Annotated in this window: 2 protein-coding genes and 1 pseudogene; all 3 read right to left on the reverse strand. The window is 42.9% G+C overall.

Annotation, left to right across the window (positions count from 1 at the left end; all coding sequences use genetic code 11):
* The coding region (locus R7Q47_RS23895; protein WP_318089647.1) for a DUF3391 domain-containing protein at positions 1–196 on the reverse strand (196 nt) is incomplete at its 3' end.
* Between the two features lie 148 nt (positions 197–344).
* Positions 345–1,355, reverse strand: coding sequence for a LacI family DNA-binding transcriptional regulator (locus R7Q47_RS23900; protein ID WP_020841298.1), 1,011 nt, complete (start codon positions 1,353–1,355; stop codon positions 345–347).
* Positions 1,356–1,460: 105 nt separating this feature from the next.
* Positions 1,461–1,592: pseudogene (locus tag R7Q47_RS23905) on the reverse strand (chitooligosaccharide deacetylase); the annotation flags it as partial.

Genomic DNA, 1,592 nt, shown 5'->3' on the forward strand with positions numbered 1-1,592 from the left:
CGGGCAATGGTGCGGTGTCGCTTTGTTCGGGATTAAAGTACACGAACTTTACACCGAGATGACGAATCATCTCGATCTGTTCCTGGTCTTTAATTTTAAAGCTATTGAGTAGGAAGGGGTGATCGTTCCACTTTAGCGGAAGGCGGATATGTAATCCCGGCTGAAGACGATCCACTGTAAGTTTAATTGCTGCCACTTTTTCACTACTATTAAGTTTTCACGATAAACCAAGAATAGTAGTAGATTCTGTAAATAAATTCATCAATAAGAACTCACAAGTGCGAGTCATTCGCGTTAAGAACCAATGTGTTGTTCATAATTTGAATCAAGCTCATACCTGAGTATCAATCAGAGTCTTGTTTTAATACTCGATCCGCATGACGCAGTTTTAGCTTGGCTTCGAAGACAGGTTTTTCTATGTGTTCCTGTTTTTTTACTAACCCCATTAACGTTTGCACAGCCGCTCGCGCCATATCACTAATAGGGAAATGCACCGCAGATACCGTCGGGTACAAACTTTCACATAGGTCTACACTGTCAAAACTGGTCAAAGAGATTTGCTCCGGCACCAAAATTTTATGCTCATGAAGATATTGCATCGCCCCAACCGTCATTTCTTCGCTGCATGAAAATACAGCAGTTACCTCTGGGTGACGTTTCAAAATGGAAGCCATCGCATCATAACCGCTTTGTCTGCCGTAATTCCCTTCTTCACACCAACTTTCATCAATGTCGATGCCTGCTGTTTTCATTGCATCAACATAGCCAAGCTTTCTGAGCAAACTATTGTGACGTAGGGATGGTCCGGTAATACAGGCAATGTTTTTATGACCACCAGCGATTAAGTGCTCAACAGCGATACGACTTGCATGGTGGTGATTAAACGTAATGCAGCGCTCTTCAATCCCTTCAACATAACGATCGAGAAGCACAAAAGGCGTAGGAAGTTTTGCTAACTCACGTAGATCATCATCGGATAAATAGCGACTATGCAGAACATAGCCATCGCAACGAAGATCGTTGAAACGCTGAATCGCTTCTTTCTCTCCTTCAGCAGAATGATGGCCTTGCGCAGTGATGAGAAACTTCTTATGAATGTCTAATTCTGTTTGCACTTGCTCCATCATTTCACCGAAAAATCCACCGGTGTAATAAGTCACCAACAAACCGACCATATTACTTGACGATGTTGCAAGAGAACGGGCGATCGCACTTGGACGGTAATTCAATTGCGCCATGGCTTGTTCTACTTTTTTTCTAGTTTCTTCACGAAACTTTCCTTCCCCATTAATGATGCGAGAAACGGTAGAACGATTTACACCGGCGAGTTCGGCGACATCTTTAATCCTTGCCATAATGCTAATGAATCCAACTGCTAATAAATAATGAATGTTTTTATTCGAAAAATGGCTGCCAGCAATTCGTAAGGTGACTATAGGGGTCGAATCTGGCAGCCTTAATCATACACCTACAACTTGGCTGGTAGAAACGAGTGCGGAGTAATCCGTGACGGCTATACCATGCTGCGCCAATTGCTCTTTTAGAATGGGAGATGTGAGCACTTGTAGCTCTAACTCTCTTTGCAGTGCATA

The sequence above is a fragment of the Vibrio sp. Vb0349 genome (genome assembly GCF_033338975.1).

Bases quoted from the DNA above. Each gene is read 5' to 3' on its own strand.
- R7Q47_RS23900 (WP_020841298.1), bottom strand. From the start codon at position 1,355: ATGGCAAGGATTAAAGATGTCGCCGAACTCGCCGGTGTAAATCGTTCT.